Origin of the sequence: Klebsiella sp. 10 (assembly GCF_018223925.1) — a bacterium.
GTDB lineage: Bacteria > Pseudomonadota > Gammaproteobacteria > Enterobacterales > Enterobacteriaceae > Klebsiella > Klebsiella pneumoniae.
Window position 1 is genome coordinate 91789 of the sequence record NZ_JAGRRB010000011.1, and the last position, 22532, is coordinate 114320.

At 58.8% G+C, this 22532-nt stretch carries 25 protein-coding genes; 18 read left to right on the forward strand and 7 right to left on the reverse strand.

Translation table 11 applies throughout. The annotated features are described in order from the left end of the window. The first annotated feature begins 240 nt into the window (after positions 1 to 240). From tauA to tauD, 4 genes are read left to right on the forward strand one after another with little or no spacing between them, the layout of a single operon-like run. On the forward strand, positions 241 to 1203 hold the full coding sequence (tauA, locus tag KHQ26_RS12450; protein WP_002890192.1) for a taurine ABC transporter substrate-binding protein: 963 nt from the start codon (positions 241 to 243) through the stop codon (positions 1201 to 1203). Between the two features lie 11 nt (positions 1204 to 1214). Beyond that, positions 1215 to 1982, forward strand: coding sequence for a taurine ABC transporter ATP-binding subunit (gene tauB, locus KHQ26_RS12455; protein ID WP_002890194.1), 768 nt, complete (start codon positions 1215 to 1217; stop codon positions 1980 to 1982). Then, on the forward strand, positions 1979 to 2806 hold the full coding sequence (gene tauC, locus KHQ26_RS12460) for a taurine ABC transporter permease TauC (protein ID WP_004144603.1): 828 nt from the start codon (positions 1979 to 1981) through the stop codon (positions 2804 to 2806). The genes tauB and tauC overlap by 4 nt, the downstream gene beginning before the upstream one ends. Continuing rightward, on the forward strand, positions 2803 to 3654 hold the full coding sequence (gene tauD, locus KHQ26_RS12465) for a taurine dioxygenase (RefSeq protein ID WP_004177282.1): 852 nt from the start codon (positions 2803 to 2805) through the stop codon (positions 3652 to 3654). Before tauC ends, tauD begins: the two co-directional genes overlap by 4 nt. A 155-nt stretch (positions 3655 to 3809) precedes the next feature. On the opposite strand, the gene KHQ26_RS12470 is transcribed toward tauD, so the two are convergent. The 3 genes from KHQ26_RS12470 to ampH all read right to left on the reverse strand — a co-directional run bounded on the left by KHQ26_RS12470 (position 3810) and on the right by ampH (position 8222). Then, positions 3810 to 5528 (reverse strand): lysophospholipid acyltransferase family protein, encoded by a 1719-nt coding sequence (locus tag KHQ26_RS12470; RefSeq protein ID WP_004177281.1) that lies wholly within the window; start codon positions 5526 to 5528, stop codon positions 3810 to 3812. 452 nt (positions 5529 to 5980) lie between these two features. Then, entirely contained in the window at positions 5981 to 6955 is a 975-nt protein-coding gene (gene hemB / locus KHQ26_RS12475; protein ID WP_002890201.1) for a porphobilinogen synthase, read from the reverse strand. A gap of 106 nt (positions 6956 to 7061) precedes the next feature. Beyond that, positions 7062 to 8222, reverse strand: a complete 1161-nt coding sequence (gene ampH / locus KHQ26_RS12480) for a D-alanyl-D-alanine-carboxypeptidase/endopeptidase AmpH (RefSeq protein WP_004147279.1) — start codon at positions 8220 to 8222, stop codon at positions 7062 to 7064. Between the two features lie 219 nt (positions 8223 to 8441). Between ampH and KHQ26_RS12485 the strand changes: the two genes are divergently transcribed. From KHQ26_RS12485 to KHQ26_RS12495, 3 genes are all read left to right on the forward strand, one after another. Then, positions 8442 to 8954 carry an isochorismatase family protein gene (locus KHQ26_RS12485; protein WP_072143249.1) on the forward strand — a complete coding sequence of 171 codons (513 nt, stop codon included), beginning with the start codon at positions 8442 to 8444 and terminating at the stop codon, positions 8952 to 8954. Between the two features lie 117 nt (positions 8955 to 9071). Further along, entirely contained in the window at positions 9072 to 10292 is a 1221-nt protein-coding gene (gene sbmA, locus KHQ26_RS12490; RefSeq protein ID WP_002890204.1) for a peptide antibiotic transporter SbmA, read from the forward strand. Between the two features lie 18 nt (positions 10293 to 10310). Further along, positions 10311 to 11417: a DUF1615 domain-containing protein gene (locus tag KHQ26_RS12495; RefSeq protein WP_002890207.1), complete on the forward strand. Its 1107-nt coding sequence runs from the start codon at positions 10311 to 10313 to the stop codon at positions 11415 to 11417. Here the strand turns inward: KHQ26_RS12495 and KHQ26_RS12500 are convergent. Then, positions 11414 to 11716, reverse strand: coding sequence for a YaiY family protein (locus KHQ26_RS12500; protein WP_002890210.1), 303 nt, complete (start codon positions 11714 to 11716; stop codon positions 11414 to 11416). The genes KHQ26_RS12495 and KHQ26_RS12500 overlap by 4 nt on opposite strands. Positions 11717 to 11968: 252 nt before the next feature. Here KHQ26_RS12500 and KHQ26_RS12505 point away from each other — a divergent pair, with 252 nt between their 5' ends. Further along, positions 11969 to 12172, forward strand: coding sequence for a DUF2754 family protein (locus KHQ26_RS12505; protein WP_002890215.1), 204 nt, complete (start codon positions 11969 to 11971; stop codon positions 12170 to 12172). A 32-nt stretch (positions 12173 to 12204) separates the two neighbouring features. On the opposite strand, the gene ddlA is transcribed toward KHQ26_RS12505, so the two are convergent. Then, on the reverse strand, positions 12205 to 13302 hold the full coding sequence (ddlA, locus tag KHQ26_RS12510) for a D-alanine--D-alanine ligase (protein ID WP_004177279.1): 1098 nt from the start codon (positions 13300 to 13302) through the stop codon (positions 12205 to 12207). A 99-nt stretch (positions 13303 to 13401) separates the two neighbouring features. On the opposite strand from ddlA, the gene KHQ26_RS12515 reads away from it, so the two are divergent. The 5 genes from KHQ26_RS12515 to KHQ26_RS12535 all read left to right on the forward strand — a co-directional run bounded on the left by KHQ26_RS12515 (position 13402) and on the right by KHQ26_RS12535 (position 17943). After that, positions 13402 to 14085: an extensin family protein gene (locus KHQ26_RS12515; RefSeq protein WP_004177278.1), complete on the forward strand. Its 684-nt coding sequence runs from the start codon at positions 13402 to 13404 to the stop codon at positions 14083 to 14085. A gap of 169 nt (positions 14086 to 14254) precedes the next feature. Then, positions 14255 to 15454, forward strand: coding sequence for a multidrug efflux MFS transporter (locus KHQ26_RS12520; protein WP_002890219.1), 1200 nt, complete (start codon positions 14255 to 14257; stop codon positions 15452 to 15454). A gap of 299 nt (positions 15455 to 15753) precedes the next feature. After that, positions 15754 to 16014 carry an anti-adapter protein IraP gene (gene iraP, locus KHQ26_RS12525; RefSeq protein WP_002890221.1) on the forward strand — a complete coding sequence of 87 codons (261 nt, stop codon included), beginning with the start codon at positions 15754 to 15756 and terminating at the stop codon, positions 16012 to 16014. An 89-nt stretch (positions 16015 to 16103) separates the two neighbouring features. Then, a complete protein-coding gene (phoA, locus tag KHQ26_RS12530) occupies positions 16104 to 17534 on the forward strand; it encodes an alkaline phosphatase (protein WP_004232385.1) in 1431 nt (476 codons plus the stop codon). Between the two features lie 91 nt (positions 17535 to 17625). Next, on the forward strand, positions 17626 to 17943 hold the full coding sequence (locus KHQ26_RS12535; RefSeq protein WP_004177277.1) for a PsiF family protein: 318 nt from the start codon (positions 17626 to 17628) through the stop codon (positions 17941 to 17943). Positions 17944 to 18010: 67 nt separating this feature from the next. Here the strand turns inward: KHQ26_RS12535 and proC are convergent, their stop codons facing one another. Then, positions 18011 to 18820: a pyrroline-5-carboxylate reductase gene (proC, locus tag KHQ26_RS12540; RefSeq protein ID WP_004177276.1), complete on the reverse strand. Its 810-nt coding sequence runs from the start codon at positions 18818 to 18820 to the stop codon at positions 18011 to 18013. 116 nt (positions 18821 to 18936) lie between these two features. Between proC and KHQ26_RS12545 the strand changes: the two genes are divergently transcribed. After that, the gene (locus KHQ26_RS12545; protein WP_002890230.1) at positions 18937 to 19395 is read left to right on the forward strand and encodes a YaiI/YqxD family protein; all 459 of its coding nucleotides are present in this window, start codon (positions 18937 to 18939) and stop codon (positions 19393 to 19395) included. Here KHQ26_RS12545 and KHQ26_RS12550 read toward each other — a convergent pair. Then, complete coding sequence (locus tag KHQ26_RS12550) at positions 19392 to 20087, reverse strand: DUF2076 domain-containing protein (RefSeq protein ID WP_016531801.1); 696 nt, start codon at positions 20085 to 20087, stop codon at positions 19392 to 19394. The genes KHQ26_RS12545 and KHQ26_RS12550 overlap by 4 nt on opposite strands. Before the next feature lie 328 nt (positions 20088 to 20415). On the opposite strand from KHQ26_RS12550, the gene aroL reads away from it, so the two are divergent. The 4 genes from aroL to ppnP all read left to right on the forward strand — a co-directional run bounded on the left by aroL (position 20416) and on the right by ppnP (position 22505). Further along, the gene (gene aroL / locus KHQ26_RS12555) at positions 20416 to 20949 is read left to right on the forward strand and encodes a shikimate kinase AroL (RefSeq protein ID WP_002890276.1); all 534 of its coding nucleotides are present in this window, start codon (positions 20416 to 20418) and stop codon (positions 20947 to 20949) included. 71 nt (positions 20950 to 21020) lie between these two features. After that, positions 21021 to 21212: a YaiA family protein gene (locus KHQ26_RS12560; protein WP_002890278.1), complete on the forward strand. Its 192-nt coding sequence runs from the start codon at positions 21021 to 21023 to the stop codon at positions 21210 to 21212. Positions 21213 to 21462: 250 nt separating this feature from the next. Beyond that, the gene (locus tag KHQ26_RS12565; protein WP_004144619.1) at positions 21463 to 22143 is read left to right on the forward strand and encodes an AroM family protein; all 681 of its coding nucleotides are present in this window, start codon (positions 21463 to 21465) and stop codon (positions 22141 to 22143) included. A 77-nt stretch (positions 22144 to 22220) separates the two neighbouring features. Further along, complete coding sequence (gene ppnP / locus KHQ26_RS12570; protein WP_002890284.1) at positions 22221 to 22505, forward strand: pyrimidine/purine nucleoside phosphorylase; 285 nt, start codon at positions 22221 to 22223, stop codon at positions 22503 to 22505. Positions 22506 to 22532 lie beyond the last annotated feature (27 nt).

Genomic DNA, 22532 nt, shown 5'->3' on the forward strand with positions numbered 1-22532 from the left:
GTTTTTTGCCGGGTGGCGCTGCGCTTACCCGGCCTACATATTGCGCAAAACGGATGCTGGGTAAGGCCTAGCCGCCACCCGGCGCCAACCATCTGCCACTAACTCACCGCACAAAACCAACTATCCTTTCCCGCTTTTGTTCTAAAAACGATTCGCTATTAGCCAGAATTTTTAATTACTTCATCTCCATCCTGATGCCGGAAATACTGCACCTATAACAACTCAGGGGAAGCAGACATTATGGCATTCACATCGCGAATTACTCTTCTGGCGGCGCTGGCTGTCGCCGCCTTCCAGGCGCAGGCGGTCAACGTTACCGTGGCGTATCAAACCTCCGCTGAGCCGGCGAAAGTCGCCCAGGCGGACAACACCTTCGCCAAAACCAGCGGGGCGACCGTCGACTGGCGGAAATTTGACAGCGGCGCCAGCGTGGTACGCGCCCTGGCCTCCGGCGATGTGCAGATCGGTAATATCGGCTCCAGCCCGCTGGCGGTGGCCGCCAGCCAGCAGGTGCCGATTGAAGTGTTCCTGCTTGCCTCAAAGCTCGGCAACTCCGAAGCGCTGGTGGTGAAGAAAAGCATTACCAAACCGGAAGATCTGATCGGCAAGCGCATTGCCGTGCCGTTTATCTCCACCACCCACTACAGCCTGCTGTCGGCGCTCAAACACTGGGGCATCAAGCCGGGCCAGGTACAGATTATTAACCTGCAGCCGCCGGCGATTATCGCCGCCTGGCAGCGCGGGGATATCGATGGCGCTTACGTCTGGGCGCCAGCGGTTAACGAACTGGAAAAGGAGGGCAAGGTGCTGACCGATTCTTCTCAGGTTGGGGAGTGGGGCGCGCCGACACTTGACGTCTGGGTGGTCCGTAAGGACTTCGCCGAGCAGCATCCGGAGATCGTCAAAGCGTTTGCTAAAAGCGCCATCGACGCCCAGCAGCCCTACATCGCCAACCCGGAGGCATGGCTGAAACAGCCGGACAACATCAGCAAGCTGGCGCGCCTGAGCGGCGTGCCGGAAGCCGATGTCCCCGGGCTGGTGAAGGGCAATACCTATCTCACCGCCGCTGAGCAGGCGCAGGCGCTGAACGGGCCGGTCAATCAGGCCATCGTCGATACCGCGCGCTTCCTGAAAGAGCAGGGCAAAGTGCCTGCGGCGGGAACCGATTATCGTCAGTACGTTACTGACCGCTTTGTGAAGTAAAGGAGGCGGCGATGCTGCAAATCTCGCATCTTTCCGCTGACTACGGCGGTAAACCGGCGCTGGCGGATATCAACCTGACGCTGGAGAGTGGGGAGCTGTTGGTGGTGCTGGGGCCTTCGGGCTGCGGTAAAACTACCCTGCTGAACCTGATTGCCGGATTCGTGCCCTATCAGCACGGCAGCATCACCCTCGAAGGTCAGCGGGTGGCCGGGCCGGGCGCAGAGCGCGGGGTGGTCTTCCAGAATGAAGGTCTGCTGCCGTGGCGCAATGTGCAGGATAACGTGGCGCTGGGCCTCCAGCTGGCGGGCGTGGATAAAGCGCAGCGCCGGCAAGCGGCGGCGCAGATGCTGAAGAAGGTGGGGCTCGAAGGGGCGGAAAAGCGCTTTATCTGGCAACTGTCCGGCGGTCAACGCCAGCGGGTGGGCATCGCCCGGGCGCTGGCGGCGAATCCGCAGCTGTTGCTGCTGGACGAGCCCTTCGGCGCGCTTGACGCCTTTACCCGCGAGCAGATGCAGACGCTGCTGCTGAAACTGTGGCATGAGACCGGCAAACAGGTGCTGCTGATCACCCATGATATTGAAGAGGCCATTTTTATGGCGACCGAGCTGGTGCTGCTGTCGCCGGGGCCGGGACGGGTGGTGGAGAGGCTGCCGCTTGATTTCAGCCGTCGCTTTGTCGCGGGCGAATCCTGCCGCAGCATCAAATCCGACCCGCGCTTTATTGAACAGCGGGAATACATTCTGAGCCGGGTGTTTGATCAACGGGAGGCTTTCTCATGAGCGTGGTACTGAACGACAAACCGCGTCAGTCGACGCTGAAGTGGCGCTGGCCGCTCTCCCGCCAGCTCACCCTCAGCGTGGCGACCCTGGCGGTATTGCTGGCCGTCTGGTGGGCGGTCGCGGCGCTGCAGCTGATTAGCCCGCTGTTTCTGCCGCCGCCGGGCCAGGTGCTGCAGAAGCTTATCACCATCGCCGGGCCACAGGGCTTTATGGATGCGACGCTCTGGCAGCACCTGGCGGCGAGCCTGACGCGGATCGTTATCGCCCTGCTGGCGGCAGTGCTTATTGGCGTACCGGTGGGGATCGCCATGGGGCTCAACTCGACGGTGCGCGGGATCCTCGACCCGCTGATCGAACTCTATCGTCCGGTGCCGCCGCTGGCCTACTTACCGCTGATGGTGATCTGGTTTGGCATCGGTGAAACCTCGAAGATCCTGCTGATCTACCTGGCGATTTTCGCGCCGGTAGCCATGTCGGCGCTGGCAGGGGTAAAAAGCGCGCAGCAGGTGCGGATTCGCGCTGCCCGTTCGCTGGGCGCCAGCCGGGCGCAGGTGCTGTGGCTGGTGATCCTGCCCGGCGCGCTGCCGGAGATCCTTACCGGGCTGCGCATTGGTCTCGGGGTGGGCTGGTCAACGCTGGTGGCCGCTGAGCTGATCGCCGCCACCCGCGGATTAGGATTTATGGTGCAGTCTGCCGGCGAGTTTCTCGCCACCGATGTGGTGCTGGCGGGGATCGCGGTGATTGCCATTATCGCCTTTTTACTGGAACTGGGTCTGCGCGCGCTGCAGCGGCGCCTGACGCCCTGGCATGGAGAAGTACAATGAGTGAACGTCTGAGCATTACCCCGCTGGGGCCCTATATTGGCGCGCAGGTGAGCGGGGCGGATTTAACCCGTCCGCTGAGCGACAACCAGTTTGAGCAGCTGTATCACGCGGTGCTGCGTCATCAGGTGGTATTCCTGCGCGAGCAGAATATCACCCCGGCGCAACAGCGCGATCTGGCGCTGCGTTTTGGCGACCTGCATATCCATCCGGTCTACCCTCACGCCCCAGGGGTGGAGGAGATTATCGTCCTCGATACCCACAACGATAATCCGCCGGATAATGACAACTGGCATACCGATGTCACCTTTATCGACACGCCGCCCGCCGGCGCCATTCTGGCGGCGAAAGAGCTGCCGACGACCGGCGGGGACACCCTGTGGACCAGCGGCATCGCCGCCTGGGAAGCGCTGTCAGAACCTTTCCGGCAGCTGCTGAGCGGCCTGCATGCCGAACACGATTTCCGCAAATCGTTCCAGGAGTATAAGTACAACAAGACCGAAGCCGAGCATCGGCGCTGGCAGGAAGCGGTGGCGAAGCATCCGCCGCTGCTGCACCCGGTGGTGCGTACCCACCCGGTGACCGGCAAGCAGGCGCTGTTCGTTAATGAAGGCTTTACCACGCGAATTGTCGAGGTGAGTGAGAAAGAGAGCGCAGCGCTGCTGAACTTCCTGTTTGCTCATGTCACTAAACCGGAGTTTCAGGTGCGCTGGCGCTGGCAGCCGAACGATGTCGCTATCTGGGATAACCGGGTGACGCAGCATTACGCCAACGCCGACTATCTGCCTCAGCGGCGGCTCATGCACCGGGCGACGATCCTCGGCGATAAGCCGTATTACCGGGCGGGGTAAGGCTTGTAGCCGGTTAAGGCATCAGCCGCGAGCCGCGGAGAACATTGCCCGCTGCTTTCCGGAGGCGGCGCCTGACGCGCCTTTTCCGGGCTACCGATCCGTCGGAAACGGTAGCCCGGCTAAGGCGCAACGCGCCGCAAGCCGGGAAAAAGCTTTTATGCCGATTTTTGCGCACCCAGATGCGCGCCAATATAGCGCTGATAGCGGTTCGCTTTCAGATAGGTCAAATCCACCAGCACCAGACCATCCACGCAGTTATTGAAATCCGGGTCGCTGCCGAAATCGATAAACTGCACGCCGCCCGGCTCGCACACTTCCGAGTACTGCTTATACAGCGGGGGGATCGCGCAGCCGAGATTGCCGAGCAGAGACTTCAGCCGGGCCAGGTCGTCGTTGTAATCCTCCCCGCCAAACTGCGCCAGCACGTCGGGCAGCGACGCCGGATAAGGGCGACGCGACTCCGCCAGCGGATGCGTCGCCGGGAACCACATCCGGTAGAACGCCACCAGCAGATCGCGGGCGGCGGGCGGCAATCCGCCAGAAATCGACACCGGACCAAACAGATAGCGATAGTGCGGATAGCGCGCCAGATAAGCGCCGATGCCGGACCACAGGTAGTCCAGCCCGCGACGCCCCCAGTAGCGCGGCTGGATAAAGCTGCGCCCCAGCTCAATGCCGTGCTGCAGGACATCGTCCATCCGCCCGTCGTAATGGAACAGACTGTAACTGTAGATCCCCTCCAGGCCGCGCTTTGCCAACTGGATGGCCGTCGGCATAAAGCGGTAAGCGCCGACGATCTCGAGGTCTTCTTCATCCCACAGGATCAGATGCAGATAGTCGTCGTCATACCCGTCGATATCCCGCCTTTTGCCGCTGCCTTCCCCGACCGCGCGGAAGGCGATTTCCCGCAGGCGTCCCAGCTCGCGCAGCAGCGGCGCGTCCTCCTGGCCGTTGCGCTGCCAGAGGTAAATCACTTTGCCATCGGCGGTGCGGCCCAGGCATTCGGCCTTGTGCAGTTCGCGTTTGAGCAGCGCCCGGTCTTCCGGACGGGCGATGGCGCTTTCGGTTTTAAACCGCCCCGGCAGCCCTTTGCGCAGCTGTTCAAGGTGCTGATAGCAGCGGCCGGTAAGCTCGCGAGCGCTGGACTGCGCATCGAACCAGCTCGACCAGGGGATCTGCTGGCCGATGCGCACCGGCAGGCTGCTGTTGCGCCGGCGAAACATCTGCTGCATCAGCAGGAGTAGCGGCAGGTCGTCGGAGACCAGCGTGCTGGCGTAAAACAGGGCGCTGTTGCGGGCGTTAATCCACGCCGGCAGCAGCGGGGCGCGATATTTTGCCGCCAGCTTAATAAAGCCGGAGTGCCATTTTTTATCGCGGATACCGTGGCGGGTCAGACGGGAGACTTCCCCCGCCGGGAAGAAGATCAGCACCCCGCCGGCCTGCAGCTGCTGGTCCATCTGCTGCAGCGCCGCTTTAGCGGTGCGGCCATGAATATTATCTACCGGGATAAACAGCGAGCTCAGGGGCTCAAGGTGGGTGAGCATGCGGTTGGTGACCACTTTGACATCGCGGCGCACGCGGGATACCGCATACAGGAGCGCCAGGCCGTCGAGGGTGCCGGTGGGGTGGTTGGCGATAATGACCAGCGGGCCATATTCGGGGATTTGTTCGAGATCGTGCGCCGGGATGGCACAGCGGATATTGAGGTATTCCAGTACCTGTTCGACCGTATCAAGCCCCTTCAGGTGGCGGTGACGGTCGGCAAATTGTTGAAACTCTTCCTCATAAAATAGCTTTTTTAACAGTTTCTTTTGCCAGGGGGCGGGCCTCGCCTGAGGCCACAGGTCATCGAGTACGTTGTCGAGACTAAACATAGTGGCTCCTCCTCCGTCCTGCCCAGACAGTAGAAGGTGGAGATGTCGTTCAGATTACAGTTGGGTGAAGTTTCGGTCGCAGCGGGGGAGACGACGGATAGGGAGCCGTTTTTGCGCCGGGTGGCGGCTGCGCCTGACCCGGCCTACATGCGGATGGGGCTGCGGGCCCGGCAAGTTCGTAGGCCCGCGCAAGCGTCAGCGCCGCCGGGCAATGACAACGGGTAGGGAGACGTTTTTGTGCCGGGTGGCGGCTGCGCCTGACCCGGCCTACATGCGGGATGGGACTGCTGGCCCGGCAATCTCGTAGGCCCGCGCAAGCGTCAGCGCCGCCGGGCAATGGCTACGAGTAGGGAGCCGTTTTTGTGCCGGGTGGCGGCTGCGCCTGACCCGGCCTACATGCGGGATGGGACTGCGGGCCCCGGTAAGCGCAGCGCCACCGGGGAGGGGCGGGTTTAACGGAGGATCTTTTTCTCGGCCAGATCGAGGGCGAAATAGCTGAAGATCAGGTCGGCGCCTGCGCGTTTGATAGCGCCGAGACTTTCCAGAACCACTTTCTCTTCATCAATAGCGCCCGCCTGGGCAGCAAATTTGATCATCGCGTACTCACCGCTGACCTGATAGGCGCCGAGCGGCAGATCGCTGCGTTCGCGGATATCGCGCAGTATATCCAGGTAGGCGCCAGCCGGTTTCACCATCAGGCAGTCGGCGCCCTGGGCTTCATCGAGCAGCGACTCGCGAATGGCCTCCCGGCGATTCATCGGGCTCATCTGATAGGTTTTCCGATCGCCCTTCAGCGCGGTACCGGCCGCTTCGCGGAACGGACCGTAGAAGGAAGAAGCGAACTTGGTCGAGTAGGACATGATCGCCGTATTGGTGAAGCCGGCGGCGTCCAGCGAGCGGCGAATCGCCTGCACCTGACCGTCCATCGCGGCGGAAGGAGCGATGAAATCCGCCCCCGCGGCGGCGGCGACAACGGCCTGTTTGCCGAGGTTTTCCAGGGTCGCGTCGTTATCCACCCCGTGGTCGCACAGCACGCCGCAGTGGCCGTGGGAGGTATATTCGCAGAAGCAGGTATCGGACATGACGATCATCTCCGGCACCGTGGACTTACAAATCCGCGACATACGCGCCACCAGACCATTTTCATTCCAGGTATCGCTGCCGGTGGCATCGGTGTGATGAGAAATACCAAAGGTCATCACCGAGCGGATCCCGGCGTTGGCGATGCGTTCGATCTCGCGCGCCAGATATTTTTCCGGAATGCGCATCACGCCGGGCATGGCCTCTATCGCTTTGTAATCATCAATTTCTTCTTCAACAAAGATCGGCAACACCAGGTCGTTCAAACTCAGTGTTGTCTCTTCAAACAGGGCGCGCAGCGCAGCGGATTGACGCAGGCGGCGGGGGCGAGTGATTAAATCTGTCATGGTTTGCCTGATTTTGTGAAATGAAAGACGATAGTGTAACTGAAATGGCAGCGGGATGTTTCGCCAAAACGATCGTTATGGCGCATCGGCGAAACCTTCCCCGGGCTTACTGGCTGGCCGTCTGCATGTTGGGCTGTGCGCCGCTCAACTCGCTGACCAGGTCGTTGATGCCATCGCTCATATTGTTGAAGCGGGTTAACGGCGAGCGGGTTACCACTACAAAGGCGCCAACGTTAGCCTGCGGATTCATCGCCATATAGGTGATAAACCCGCCGCCGCCGCCGGTTTTCTGAATAATCCCCGGATGGCCGTTCTTCGGCTTCATATACACCCAGCCGAGGCCCAGCGCGTCTGCGCGGCCCGGCACGTCCATACCAATCACCCGGGTCAGCTGGTTACGCTGATAAATCAGCGTCTGCATCCGGTCGGCCTGCTGGCTGCGGGTATAGAAATCGGATGACAGGAACTGCTGCATCCAGCGCATCATATCCCCCGGCGTCGAGTAGACTCCGCCGCTGCCGATCGCCGCCAGGGTGTTGTTGCATGGGCTGGCGCCTTTTTCCGGGATCATCAGCCGCTGGCACTGATCCGGTGACGGGGTAAAGGTGGTGTCCTTCATCCCCAGCGGCCGGGTGATCTGTTCTTCAAACAGCTGCGGATACGGTTTGCCGGCGGCGGTGGCGAGCGCGTCCGCCAGTAAATCGAAGGCCAGATTGGAGTAGGCGGCCTGCGAGCCCGGCGCGGTCTTCAGGGTCGCGGTAGAGAGCCAGTTCCAGCGCTGCTGGCGGGTGGGCCAGACAAACACCGGACGATGAGCGGCGCCGCCAGGCTGCTCGCGCGGCAGGGCGCTGGTATGAGTCGCGAGGTTAACCAGGGTGATTGGTTTTCCCTGCCAGTCAGGCACCCGGGCGCCCGGCGGGGCGTATTTGCTCAGCGGATCGTTGAGTTTCACCACCCCCTGGTCGAGCAGCTTCACCAGCATTTCGCTGGTCATCAGTTTGCTGAGGGAGGCGATACGGATCACCGAGTCGAGCTGCGGGTGCTGATTATTCCCCGGGCGGGTTTCGCCAAAGCTGCGAAAAACACGCTGATTGCCATCGATAACCACCAGCGCCATGCCGGTGGCGCCGCTGCCGTAGTAGATATGATTGGCGTAACGATCGACCACATCCGAGGCGAAAACCGGGTCAACGGTAGGCTGTGCGGCCTGCACCGAGGTCCACGACGCCGCGCACAGCGCAGCAAAAATGAGCAAACTACGTTTCAACGGAGATCATCCATTAAATAAATAAAAAAGAAGAGGGTATTTATACTACGAAGTGGCGCAGAACAAAGCGGGATTCACGACATTCCTGCAGGAAAAAGGTAACGGTGCGTAAAAAAGACTTTTTTACGCTTTCGGATACCGGCTTTTTTCGCCGGCGCGTATGATGACCGTTTGGCTGAAGGTTCGTGGGAGAGAACAATGACGGCTCAACGGGTAGTGATGGTCGTGGATATGCAAAACGGCGTGTTCGCCACGCCGCGTCTGGCGCGCGAGCGCTGCGTCGCGCAAATTAATCGTCTGGTGCGCGCGGCGGACAAGGTTATTTTCATTCAGCATGATGAAGCCGGCGGCCTCGAAGCCGGCAGCGAAGGCTTCGCCCTGCTTCCTGAGCTGGAGCAGCCGGCTGGCGCGCTGTATGTCACCAAAACCGCCTGCGATGCCTTCTATCACACCTCGCTGGCGCAGGTGCTGGACGAACACGACATTCAGCAGTTCGTCATCTGCGGCTGCGCCACCGACTACTGCCTCGATACCACCATTAAAAATGGCGCCAGCCGCGGGTACGGTATTGTTATTGCGGAAGATGCCCACACCACCGCCGACCGCCCCGCCGCGCAGGCCGCGACGCTTATCGCCCACTACAATGAGGTGTGGCGTACGCTGACCATTCCTGGCAATCCTTTACAGGTGAAACCCACAGAAACAATTCTGCACGCATGGCAGCAGAACTAAGCTGTTGATATCCGGTCTTATCATTCGTCTGTCCCGCGAGGGCTCATCCACGCGGCGGCCGACGTATGCGTCGTACACAGCAATAGCAGAACGATAAGAAGTTAGCAGGAGACAATGATGTTTAAATCTTTTTTCCCCAAACCGGGGCCGTTTTTTATTTCTGCCTTTATCTGGTCGCTGCTGGCCGTGATCTTTTGGCAGGCGGGCGGCGGCGACTGGCTGCTGCGGGTCACTGGGGCATCGCAAAATGTGGCGATCAGCGCGGCGCGCTTCTGGTCGCTCAACTATCTGGTGTTCTACGCTTACTATCTGTTTTGCGTCGGCGTGTTCGCGCTGTTCTGGTTTGTCTACTGCCCGCACCGCTGGCAGTACTGGTCGATTCTCGGCACCTCGCTCATCATCTTCGTCACCTGGTTTCTGGTGGAAGTCGGGGTGGCGATCAACGCCTGGTATGCGCCGTTCTACGACCTGATCCAGAGCGCGCTGGCCACCCCGCATAAGGTCAGCATCAATCAGTTTTATCAGGAAATCGGCGTCTTTCTCGGCATCGCGATCATCGCGGTGATTATTGGCGTGATGAACAACTTCTTCGTCAGCCACTACGTCTTCCGCTGGCGCACGGCGATGAACGAGCACTATATGGCCCACTGGCAGCATCTGCGCCATATCGAAGGCGCCGCGCAGCGTGTGCAGGAAGATACCATGCGTTTTGCTTCCACTCTCGAAGATATGGGCGTGAGCTTTATCAACGCGGTGATGACCCTGATCGCCTTCCTGCCGGTGCTGGTGACGCTCTCCGAACATGTTCCCGACCTGCCTATCGTCGGCCATCTGCCGTATGGCCTGGTGATTGCCGCTATCGTCTGGTCGCTGATGGGGACCGGCCTGCTGGCGGTGGTGGGGATTAAGCTGCCGGGCCTGGAGTTTAAAAACCAGCGCGTGGAAGCGGCCTATCGTAAAGAGCTGGTTTATGGCGAGGACGATGAAACTCGCGCCACGCCGCCGACGGTGCGCGAGCTATTCCGCGCGGTGCGTCGCAACTATTTCCGTCTCTATTTCCACTATATGTATTTCAATATCGCCCGCATCCTCTATCTGCAGGTGGATAACGTTTTCGGCCTTTTCCTGCTGTTTCCGTCGATCGTTGCCGGTACGATTACCCTCGGGCTGATGACGCAAATTACTAACGTCTTCGGCCAGGTGCGCGGCTCGTTCCAGTACCTGATCAGCTCGTGGACAACGCTGGTGGAACTGATGTCCATCTACAAACGTCTGCGCAGTTTTGAACGCGAGCTGGACGGCAAACCGCTGCAGGAAGCGATCCCGACATTACGTTAATCAAGACAAGGAAGCATAATGGCCGCACGTTTATCGCGCATTATTCCCGTTTCATTGACGCTGCTGGCGGCCATGGCGCTGAGCGCCTGTACCAGCCAGCAGGCTCCGGCGCTGAAAGAGGGCGAGAAGCCTGTTGACGTGGCGTCGGTAGTGCGGCAGAAAATGCCGGCCAGCGTCAAGGATCGGGAGGCCTGGGCGCAAGCCATCGCCACCGCGTTTGACAGCCAGAAGCTGGCGCCGACGGAAGAAAACGTCTGCTCGGTGCTGGCGGTCGCGCAGCAAGAGTCTAACTATCAGTCCGATCCGGTGGTGCCGGGGCTGAATAAAATCGCCTGGCAGGAAATTGACCGCCGGGCGGAAAAAATGCACATTCCGCCGTTTCTGGTCCATACCGCGCTGAAGATCACCTCGCCAAACGGTAAAAGCTATAGCGACCGTCTGGACAATGTGAAGACGGAAAAGCAGTTGAGCGCCATTTTTGATGACTTTATCGGGATGGTGCCGATGGGGCAGAAGCTGTTCGGTTCCCTTAACCCGGTGCACACCGGGGGGCCGATGCAGGTCAGCATTGCTTTTGCCGAGCAGCATACCTCCGGCTACCCGTGGAAAATGAACGGCACGGTGCGCCAGGAGGTCTTCAGTCTGCGCGGTGGCCTGTGGTTTGGCACCTATCATCTGCTGAACTATCCGGCCAGTTATAGTGCGCCATTGTACCGCTTTGCCGACTTCAACGCCGGCTGGTACGCCAGCCGTAACGCCGCCTTCCAGAACGCGGTGGTGAAAGCCAGCGGGGTAAAACTGGCGCTCGACGGCGACCTTATCCGCTACGACAGCGAGGAGCCGGGCAGCACCGAGCTGGCGGTGCGTCGCCTGGCGAGCCAGCTGGGGATGAGCGACAGCGAGATCCATCGTCAGTTGAAAAAGGGCGACAGCCTGGCGTTTGAGAAGACCGATCTCTATCAGCAGGTTTTCCGTCTCGCCGAGAAAAAGACGGGCAAAACCCTGCCGCGGGAGATGTTGCCAGGGATCCAGCTGGAGAGTCCAAAAATCACCCGAAATCTGACGACGGCGTGGTTTGCGAAACGGGTTGATGAGCGGCGGGCAAACTGTATGGCGCGGCGTTAACGGCGCTGACGCCAGCGCACGATAAGCGCCAGTACCCCGATGAACGTGCAGCCGATCAGGAAAGGGATCAGACCAAAGAGGGTACCCACGGCGAGGCTGATGTCGACTTGCGGACGGCTGGCGTCCTGGGCTTGCATCAGGCGTTCAAATACCCCCGGGGCGTGGATCAGCATGCTGAGCATCTGCGCGCCGGCCCAGCAGCAGATCAACACGAACAGCCCGTAGGCGACATGGCTGCCGGTCAGCGCGCCCCTTTTTTTATTTCCCAAAAGCGATTTTGAAAAACTGAATTCAGCCATAGGCCCTCCCACATCTGCGCTGCTGGTTTTTTCTCCAGCTCTATGTCAGGTATTCTGGCAGTCAGGGGCCATCATCAGTATCAGATTGCTGGTAATTGCCGTCCAGGAATAATCCTGTTTTCGCCGTTGTGTTAACCGCGCCACAGGAGCACAAAAGGGAGAGCGGCGTCGCAATCCAGCAACATTCTCCATATCGCTACAGACCGCCGCGGGCGGCTATGCGAAGATGCGTTTTTTGCTGTTGGAGGCCGCATGAAGCTCACTGATAAAATTCGCCGCGATTGGCACTACTACGCCGTGGCGCTGGGGTTGATTTTTATTCTTAATGGCGTGGTGGGGCTGCTGGGGTTTGAAACTCAGGGGTGGCAATCCTACGCCGTCGGTCTGATCACCTGGGTCATTAGCTTCTGGATTGCGGGCTTTGTGATCCGCCGCCGCCCGGCAGAAGAGGCCTGAGGCCGCCGCTGCCAGGCGGGGTAAAACGCGTTTTAGTTCATGGAGGTTTTCAGCGCCCGGTCCGCGGCATGGCGCTCCAGCGCCAGCTCAATCAGGCGGGTGATCAGGCTGGTGTAGTCGAGACCGCTGGCCTGCCACAGCTTCGGATACATGCTGATGTTGGTAAAGCCCGGCAGGGTGTTGATCTCGTTGATCACCACCTCGTTGTCGGCGGTGAGGAACACGTCGACACGAGCCATGCCGCTGCAGCCCAGGGTCTGGTAGGCCTGCACCGCGATAGCGCGAATTTTGTCGTTGAGCTCAGGGGCGATAGCGGCCGGGACTACCACCTGCGCGCCCTGATCGTCGATATACTTGGTGTCGTAGGCGTAAAACTCGCTGTTGAGGACGATTTCACCGCAGGTGCTGGCCTGCGGGTGGTCGTTACCCAGCACCGCACACTCAATTTCCCGCCCTTTAATGCCTTGCTCCACCACCACTTTATGGTCAAATTCGAAGGCCAGGGCCACCGCCTGATGGTACTGCTCTTCGTTTTTAACTTTGCTGACGCCAACCGACGAGCCCTGATTAGCCGGCTTAACGAACAGCGGCAGGCCCAGCTTCGCTTCGACATCGGCAAAGCTGAACTGCGCGCGGTTGGCGCGGGTGAGTGTGATAAACGGGGCGACGGCGAGCCCGGCGTCGCGCAGCAGACGTTTGGTCACGTCTTTGTCCATACAGGCTGCAGAGCCCAGCACATCTGAGCCGACGAACGGCAGATTCGCCATGCGCAGCATCCCCTGCAGGGAGCCATCTTCACCCAGCGTGCCGTGGACGATCGGGAAAATCACATCAATGGCCGCCAGCGGTTGGCCGCTTTCGGCGTTAATCAGCTGCTGCGCTTCGCGGCCCGGGATCTGCGCCAGAGTCACCGTGGAAGGGCGCAGGGCAATGCGGGCAGGATCCTGTGCGTTGAGCAGGTAGTTGCCGGCGTCGTTGATATGCCACAGCCCCTGTTTATCAATACCCAACAGAACCACATCGAAGCGCGATTTATCAATCGCTTCCACGATATTCTTCGCTGACTGCAGCGACACTTCATGCTCCGCCGACTTGCCGCCAAAAACGATCCCAACCCTCATCTTTGCCATTTCAACTTCCATCCAGATAACATCAAAGGGCATAACATACCATGTGAAACCGCTGCCTGGCTGCCATAATATTTACCTGATCAATTGACGGGAGTGGGCGTGAGAGGAAAGACGCTGCTGGTGCTGGCCGGGCTGCTCGGCGCGGGCCTGTTGGGATACCGCAATCTGCCGCCGCACCTGAATCCGCTGGCGCCGCTGGCGCTGGACGATCCCCCAGGCTGGCTGACGTCGTTTAAGCTGCGCAGGCTGACGGCAGACCAGTGCGCCTCCCTGCTGGCGGAAGCCAATCGCCGGCGGCTTATCGCCAGCCGGCCGGTGGCCGACAGCGAGGGAAGCTGCCCTCTGCGTAACGTGGTGCGGGTGGCGAATTTTGGCTCGGTGCAGCTGAGCAGTAGTTTTCTCGCCAGCTGCCCGCTGGCGCTGAGCAGTGCGCTGTACATCGAGCAGCAGGCGAAGCCGCTGACCCGGCAGCTGATGGCGAGCGATCTGCGTCAGATCGATCATCTCGGCAGCTTTGCCTGCCGCAATATTTACCATCGTCAACAGGCGCGGCGCAGTGAACACGCCACGGCGGACGCGCTGGACGTCAGCGGTTTCCGTCTGGCGGACGGTAGACGCGTTAGCGTCCTGCAGGGCTGGCGGAGCGAGACTTCGCGCCCCTGGCTGGCGGTGCTGTTGAGCAGCAGTTGCCATTACTTCGGTAACGCGCTGGGGCCAGAGTACAACGCGGCTCACGCCAACCATTTTCATTTCGGCATGCGCGGGCAGGGCTTCTGCTTTTGAGCATAAAGCGCTATGAGCAGCCTAAATGACCAGAAAATGCTTCGTCAGGCTCTCATCCGCAGCCATAAAACACCAAACTCACCGCCAGCGCATCTATGGTAGTACACCAGTGGGATGAAATTGCTAAGCTAGATAATAATTGGCAAATCATTAATGAATACGCGTAGTTATGGAATCCTGGAAGGTTAATCTCATCTCCGTCTGGTTTGGTTGCTTTTTTACCGGCCTGGCGATCAGTCAAATTCTCCCCTTTTTACCCCTCTACGTCTCCCAGCTCGGCGTCACCTCGCATGAAGCGCTATCGATGTGGTCGGGGCTGACCTTCAGCGTCACTTTTCTTGTCTCGGCGATCGTCTCGCCAATGTGGGGAAGCCTGGCGGACCGTAAAGGCCGCAAGCTCATGCTGCTGCGCGCCTCGTTGGGGATGGCGATTGCCATTTTACTGCAGGCCTTCGCCACCAACGTCTGGCAGCTGTTTATCCTGCGGGCGATCATGGGCTTAACCTCCGGTTATATTCCCAACGCCATGGCGCTGGTGGCCTCCCAGGTGCCGCGCGAGCGCAGCGGCTGGGCGCTAAGCACGCTGTCGACGGCGCAAATTAGCGGGGTGATCGGTGGTCCGCTGCTGGGCGGTTTCCTGGCGGACCACGTCGGGCTGCGGATGGTCTTTTTTATTACGGCGATCCTGCTGACCATCAGTTTTCTGGTGACCCTGTTTCTGATTAAAGAGGGCGTTCGCCCGCAGGTCAGCAAAAGCGAGCGTCTCACCGGGAAACAAGTCTTTGCCTCTTTGCCCTATCCGGGGCTGGTGATCAGCCTGTTCTTCACCACCCTGGTGATCCAATTGTGCAACGGCTCAATCGGCCCGATTCTGGCGCTGTTTATTAAGTCGATGGCGCCGGACAGCAACAATATCGCTTTTCTGGCCGGGATGATCGCCGCGGTGCCCGGCGTGTCGGCACTGATTTCTGCGCCACGGTTGGGTAAGCTTGGCGACCGCATCGGCACCTCGCGGATCCTGCTGGCGACGCTCTGCTGCGCGGTGGTGATGTTCTTCGCCATGTCCTTTGTCACCACCCCGCTGCAATTGGGTACGCTGCGTTTTCTGCTCGGCTTTGCCGATGGCGCGATGCTCCCGGCGGTGCAGACCTTATTGCTGAAGTACAGCAGCGACAGCGTCACCGGGCGTATCTTTGGCTATAACCAGTCGTTTATGTATCTGGGCAACGTCGCCGGGCCGCTAATTGGCGCCTCTGTGTCAGCCATGGCCGGCTTCCGCTGGGTGTTTATTGCCACCGCCATTATCGTTTTCATTAACCTCTGGCAACTGGCGTGGATGCTGCGCCAAACCCGCCGGGCTAACGCCTGAACCTCTGCTGACGGTATTTATTGCGATACCGTCAGCATTATTCGCCGTCAGCGGATTTACTATTACTTTTTGTTATCGTCATGGCGTGAACGCTATTCCATTTTATTATTTTCCAGGCAATCTGGTTATAAGCAACCCCGGTCATGATTAAACAATACTATTTATAGTGGTATTTTATTGTGGTAAAACGTTTCGCTGTATATTGGGTGTTGCGATGATTCTTAATTTAAGTAATTCTGAGGTTCGTCATCGCGTATGACATCCCAATCAAAACAGGCCTCGCATAAGGAACTGGTGCTATGAAGAATCTCATTGCTGAGTTACTGGTTAAACTGGCGCAAAAGGAAGAAGAAGCAAAGGAACTGACGGTGCAGGTTGAAGCGCTGGAGATCGTGGTCACCGCATTATTGCGCCATATGGAGCATGATGCCCAGCAGGCATTGATTCAGGATATTGAACAGGCGATTGACCAGGTGACCCCCTGTCCGCCGGTCAACGACCATGATGCGATGCTGCTGCAGCAATATCTAAAGAAGCTGTTGCGGCATCCTCGTAGCTAGTCTTTGTGACACGACAAGGATGCCGTCATTTTTCTGTCATCTCCCTTTTATAAAGTCTCCCTCGTTTTGTTTTTTTAAGTATTTTTTACATGGAGATGACAAAAGTGAAATTAAGCGCCCTGTTTATTGCCCTGATTCCTCTACTGGGCTCGCCGGTTATTCATGCAGAAACTACTGCTGCGCCGGTTCTGGAAAATCGCGCTGCGCAGGGAGATATCACCACTCCTGGCGGCGCGCGTCGTTTAACAGGCGATCAAACCGAAGCGCTGCGCGCCTCGTTAATCAATAAGCCAGCTAAAAACGTTATTTTGCTGATTGGCGATGGCATGGGTGATTCGGAAATTACCGCTGCGCGAAACTATGCCGAGGGGGCGGGCGGTTTCTTTAAAGGAATTGATGCTCTGCCGTTAACCGGGCAGTACACGCATTATTCGCTGGATAAAAAAACCGGGAAACCGGACTACGTGACCGACTCGGCGGCCTCCGCCACCGCCTGGACCACCGGCGTGAAGACTTATAACGGCGCGCTGGGCGTCGATATTCATGAGAATGCGCATCAGACCATCCTCGAGCTGGCGAAAGCGGCGGGGCTGGCCACCGGCAACGTTTCCACCGCCGAGCTGCAGGACGCCACCCCCGCGGCGTTGGTAGCGCATGTGACATCGCGTAAATGCTACGGCCCGACGGTTACCAGCGAAAAATGCCCTAGCAATGCGCTGGAAAAAGGGGGCAAAGGCTCCATTACCGAACAGCTGCTGAACGCCCGACCGGATGTCACCCTGGGCGGCGGCGCGAAGACCTTTGCCGAAACGGCGACGGCGGGCGAGTGGCAGGGCAAAACCCTGCGCGAGCAGGCGCAAGCGCGCGGCTACCAGATTGTGACCGACGCGGCTTCTCTTGCCGCCGCGACGGAAGCCAGTCAGGATAAACCGCTGCTGGGACTCTTTGCCGATGGCAATATGCCGGTACGCTGGGAAGGGCCGAAGGCGTCTTATCACGGTAATATCGATAAGCCGCCGGTGACCTGTACGCCAAACCCGAAGCGTGACGCCTCGGTGCCGACGCTGGCGCAGATGACGGAGAAAGCGATTGACCTGCTGAGTCGCAATGAGAAAGGTTTCTTCCTGCAAGTCGAAGGCGCGTCCATCGATAAGCAGGACCATGCGGCCAATCCGTGCGGCCAGATCGGCGAAACGGTTGATCTTGACGAAGCGGTGCAGAAGGCGCTGGAATTCGCGCGAAAAGACGGTAATACCCTGGTGATCGTCACCGCCGACCATGCGCATGCCAGCCAGATCATCCCGGCGGATAGCAAAGCTCCGGGGCTGACCCAGGCTCTGAACACGCACGATGGCGCGGTGATGGTGATGAGCTACGGCAACTCTGAGGAAGAGTCGATGGAGCACACCGGCACCCAACTGCGCATTGCGGCCTACGGTCCGCATGCGGCTAACGTCGTCGGCCTGACCGATCAGACCGACCTGTTCACGACCATGAAAGCTGCCCTGAGTCTCAAATAAGTCGCTGCCGGTGGCGAAATTGCGTCACCGGCTGGTTTTTTTTCTATCTGCGTCCAGACTTACAACGTTCCACTCACAGAAGGATGGTGCGATGAAAATAACTTTATTGATGACCCTACTGTTTGGCTTGATCTTTATCAGCGCGGTTGGCGCGGCAGAAAAAACGCCCACTCCTCAGCAGCAAAGGATGACGGACTGCAATCAGCAAGCGTCAGCCAAAATGCTGAAAGGTGAGGAGCGCAAAACCTTTATGAGCCAGTGTCTGAAAAAAGAGACCACGACCTCGCAGGGAAAGGCGCTCACCCCTCAGCAGCAGAAAATGAGCGACTGCAGCAAAGCGGCCACGGCGAAATCACTGAAGGGCGATGAACGCAGTACCTTCATGAGTAGCTGCCTGAAGAAAACCTGAAAAAAAGGGAGCGCTCGCGCTCCCTTGTTCTTTAACCTCTCAGGGCTTGAAGCCCGCCAGCTCAGCTTCAGGAGCGGCTCAGTTTCTCTGATTTTTCCATACACTGGGTGATGGCTTCGATTACCGCCGAGCGGAACCCTTTCTCTTCCAGCACGCGCACGGCTTCGATGGTGGTCCCGCCAGGGGAACAGACCATATCTTTCAGCGCCCCTGGGTGTTCTCCGCTCTCCAGCACCATTTTGGCGGAGCCCATCACCGCCTGGGCGGCGAATTTATAGGCCTGAGCGCGCGGCATTCCGCCGAGGACGGCGGCATCGGCCATCGCTTCGATAAACATAAAGACATAGGCCGGCGCCGAACCGCTTACCCCCACCACCGGATGGATCATCGGCTCGGCAATTTGCTCCGCCTGGCCAAAGCAACGGAAAATAGTCAGCACTTCGGCAACATCTTCGCTGCTCACCAGGGCGTTAGGCGTGACGGAGGTCATACCGGCGTTAACCAGCGACGGCGTATTCGGCATCGCGCGAATGATTTTGCGATCGTGGCCAAGGGCGCGCGCCAGCTGCTCAAGCGTAACGCCGGCGGCGATAGAGACCACCAGCGACTCTTTATTCAGGCTGGAGGCGATATCGCCCAGCACTTTGGTCATGATCCCCGGTTTAACCGCGCCGAAGACGATATCGGCAATCTGCGCCACTTCCTGGGCGCTGTCGGCGGCGTTGATGCCATACTGGTCGCGCAGAGCTGCAACCTTGTCCGGCGACGGGGTGTAGACCCAGATTTGTCCCGGCTGTACCTGACCGCTGGCGATCAGCCCGCCCAGAATGGCCTTACCCATATTGCCGCAGCCGATAAAGCCAATTTTCTTATCCATCACCATTCCCCTCTGCTTTTTTCGTTACGATCTGATTAGCTTACCATCCTGGCGCTTTCCTGGGGGAGAAAAGCAGGTAACATTGGCGTCACTTATTGCAGGTAACAGGAGCTGGCATGGCCATTTGGGTGGATGCGGACGCGTGTCCGAACGTGATTAAAGAGATTTTGTTCCGCGCGGCAGAGCGGACCCAGACTCCGCTGACGCTGGTGGCGAACCAGCCGCTGCGCGTGCCGCCGTCGCGTTTCATCCGCACCCTGCGGGTTGAGCAGGGTTTTGACGTGGCGGATAACGAAATCGTCCGCCAGTGCGCGGCGGGAGATTTAGTGATCACTGCCGACATCCCGCTGGCGGCGGAGGTGCTGGCGAAGGGCGGGGCGGCGCTGAATCCGCGCGGGGAACGTTACAGCGAGGCGACGATCCGCGAGCGGCTGACAATGCGGGATTTTATGGAGACATTACGGGCCAGCGGCGTTCAGACCGGCGGCCCGGATAGTTTATCGCAGCGCGATCGGCAACAGTTTGCCGCCGAGCTGGAGAAGTGGTTGCTGGCGGTTAAGCGTCGCCAGGGTTAAACCCAGCTATCGTCATCGCTGCCAAAATCATCGTCGCCAAAGCCGGCGTCGAAGTCGTCGTTCCAGGTATTGTCGGCAAGGAACTGATCGTCTCCCTGGCGGAACGGATCGTCACCTGCGGTGGTGTCCTGCGCGGAGGCGGCATCAGGCTGCGGCTTCTCTTCGATGATATTGACTATCTCCTGCGGGTGCGAGCCGCTGAACATATTGGTCAGCATATTGCCCAGCACCACGCCGCCTGCCACGCCAGCGGCCGTTTGCAGCGCGCCCGCCATAAAGCCGCCGCCGCGTGCGGCAGCCTGCGGGGCATAGTTCTGCTGCGGTGGTGGCGTATACTGCGGCTGAGCGCTGGCCTGCGGGCGACCATATTGCTCCGCGCCCGGGATAGGGTCAGAACCGCGTGACGAGCCGCCACCGCCAAACAGGCCGGAGAGGAAGCCGCCGCTGCTGGGCTTTGCCGCCTGCAGTTGGCTGACCTGACTCTCCAGCGCCTGGATGCGATCGTTAAGCTGTTTAATCGCGGCTTCCTGGATAAGAATGGTTTGCGCCATATAGTAGGGGGCCGCCGGCTGCGCGCTCACGTGTTGGGCAATCCGCTCCTCGGCGCTGGCATCGCGCGATGCGCTGTGCGCCTCAGCCTCTTTCAGCCGGGAAAACAGTCCATCAATAAGGCGTTGTTCTTCAGATTGCATGTTACATTCCTCTGTCACACTGTCGAATAGGCATCAGGGTGCTTCTGAAACATGATGTTGTAAATATGTTGCTTCGTAAAGCTATGCATAAATGTGTTACCGTTTACGCCAGCGGTGGATAAAAAATAACGCCAAGCGGAAAGTAAAGCTGGTTAAACACTAAATGCAATGATAAGTTTACATTAATAGCCCCTCTTCTCACCGTGGTAATGGGGTGTAAAGAAGTTGTGTAATTTTTTCTTTACGTATGCATTGCGGGACAGACAGCGATAATACGTGCTTTCGTTTTCATTTTTTTGCGACAGACGGAACCAGGGGGTCTTCGGTTATGACACAGCCTATCTTTCTTATTGGGCCACGCGGCTGCGGTAAAACCACCGTCGGCCATGCGCTGGCGCGAGCGCGGCATTTTCAGTTCTCCGATACCGATCATCGGCTACAGGCCCATGAGCAGCGGACGGTGGCTGAGATCGTGCAGGCGGAAGGGTGGGCGCGTTTTCGCGAACTGGAGACCCTGTCGCTGAAGGCCGTGACCCTGCCGAATACGGTAATCGCCACCGGCGGCGGTATTGTACTGGCGGAAGGTAACCGTCAGTTTATGCGGGAGAATGGCGTGGTGATTTATCTGCAGGCCTCGGTGTCGGCGCTGATTGACCGTCTGGAAGCCTACCCGAAAGCCGAACAGCGGCCGACGCTGACCGGAAAACCGGTGCGCGAGGAAGTGGGCGAGGTGCTGGCGCAGCGCGAAGCGTTATACCGGGACGCTGCCCACCATATTGTGGATGCCACGGCCTCGCCGGATCGGGTGGTGGAGCAGATTATGTCCATGCTATGCAGCGCGACGGCAACCCCGGTAAGTTAAGAATTTACTTACATTAAGGCGGCGAGGGGCGCCTATACTTAATAGTTCTGCTACCAGAAGAAGGAAGAACTATGCCAAACAGGCCCCCATATCCGAGAGAAGCGCGCGTGGTTGCGGTAGAGAAAGGTCCTCAGGGTCAGACGGTGACCTGGTATCAGCTCCGTGCGGATTATCCTGAGCCTGATTCGCTTATCAGCGAACATCCTACCGAGCAGGAAGCCGTGGATGCCAAACGGCGTTATGAAGATCCTGACAAGTCGTAACCCCCTGAGCCCGAATTGCCCGCCATGCTGGCAATATCGGGCGTATCTCACATTTTTTATTTATCAGTCGTACTAATGAATATCTAACACACGGATTTTTCAGGCACGGCGCCGCCGCCCGGCAATCTTTACATTCAACCGCGGCGTGGAGCTGCTACGCTTCTCGACGGTTGATTTTTACTCACCAGGGGGGCGGATGCTGTGTGTGGAAAGCCTGTGTTGAAGCAGTGGTTGTGAAAAGGTACATGATATGAGTAGTGCAACGATGGCAATTTTGACCATCGGCGTTGTGCCGCTGGCGGGAGTATTGCCGCTCCTGACCGAACATATCAGGGAAGAACAGATCGCCCACATCAGCCTGCTGGGCGAGATGACGCCTGACGAGGTAATGGCCGAGTACGCCGTAGGTGACGGCGAGAAAGGACTCCTGACCTTGCTCAGTAATAACCAGTTGGTGATGGTGTCGCGACAGAAAATTGAACGCGATGTCCGCAGCGCGATCGCGATGCTGGATCGACAACATTATGATGTGATCCTGCTGCTCAGTTCCGAACAGCTGACCGGTTTTACCACCCACCACGCGATCCTCCTCGAGCCGCAGCGGATCATCCCGCCGCTGGTGGCATCGATCGTCGATGGGCACCAGGTAGGGGTGATCGTGCCGGTGGAAGAGATCATGCCCATGCAGCGGCAAAAGTGGCTCTCGCTGGAAAAGTCGCCATACTACGCGCTGGCCAATCCGTTTACCGGCAGCGACAGCGAGTTATTAACCGCCGGCAAAACGTTGCTGGAGCAGGGCGCCGACGTGCTGGTCCTCGACTGTCTCGGTTACTATCAGCATCATCGCGATGTGTTACAAAAAGCCCTCGATGTTCCGGTTTTGCTGTCGAATGTGCTGGTTTCCCGACTGGCGGCAGAACTATTGGTCTAATGTGTTAATTTCGCGTGACAGGGGCAAGGAGCGCCCCCTATATTGAGCCTTTAACCGACGATCAGAAGGGCTTGTTTATGCTTCAAAGCAATGAATACTTTGACGGAAAAGTGAAATCCATTGGCTTCACCAGCAGCAGTACCGGTCGCGCCAGCGTTGGCGTGATGGCGGAAGGGGAATACACCTTTGGTACGGCGCAGCCGGAAGAGATGACGGTAGTCAGCGGGGCGCTGAATGTCCTGCTGCCGGGTGAGACTGAGTGGAAAGTTTACGCTGCCGGCGAAGTTTTCAATGTGCCAGGCAACAGCGAATTTCATCTGCAGGTGGCTGAGCCAACCTCTTATCTGTGCCGCTATCTGTAAGCCAGCGTGACGCCCGGCGCCTGCCGC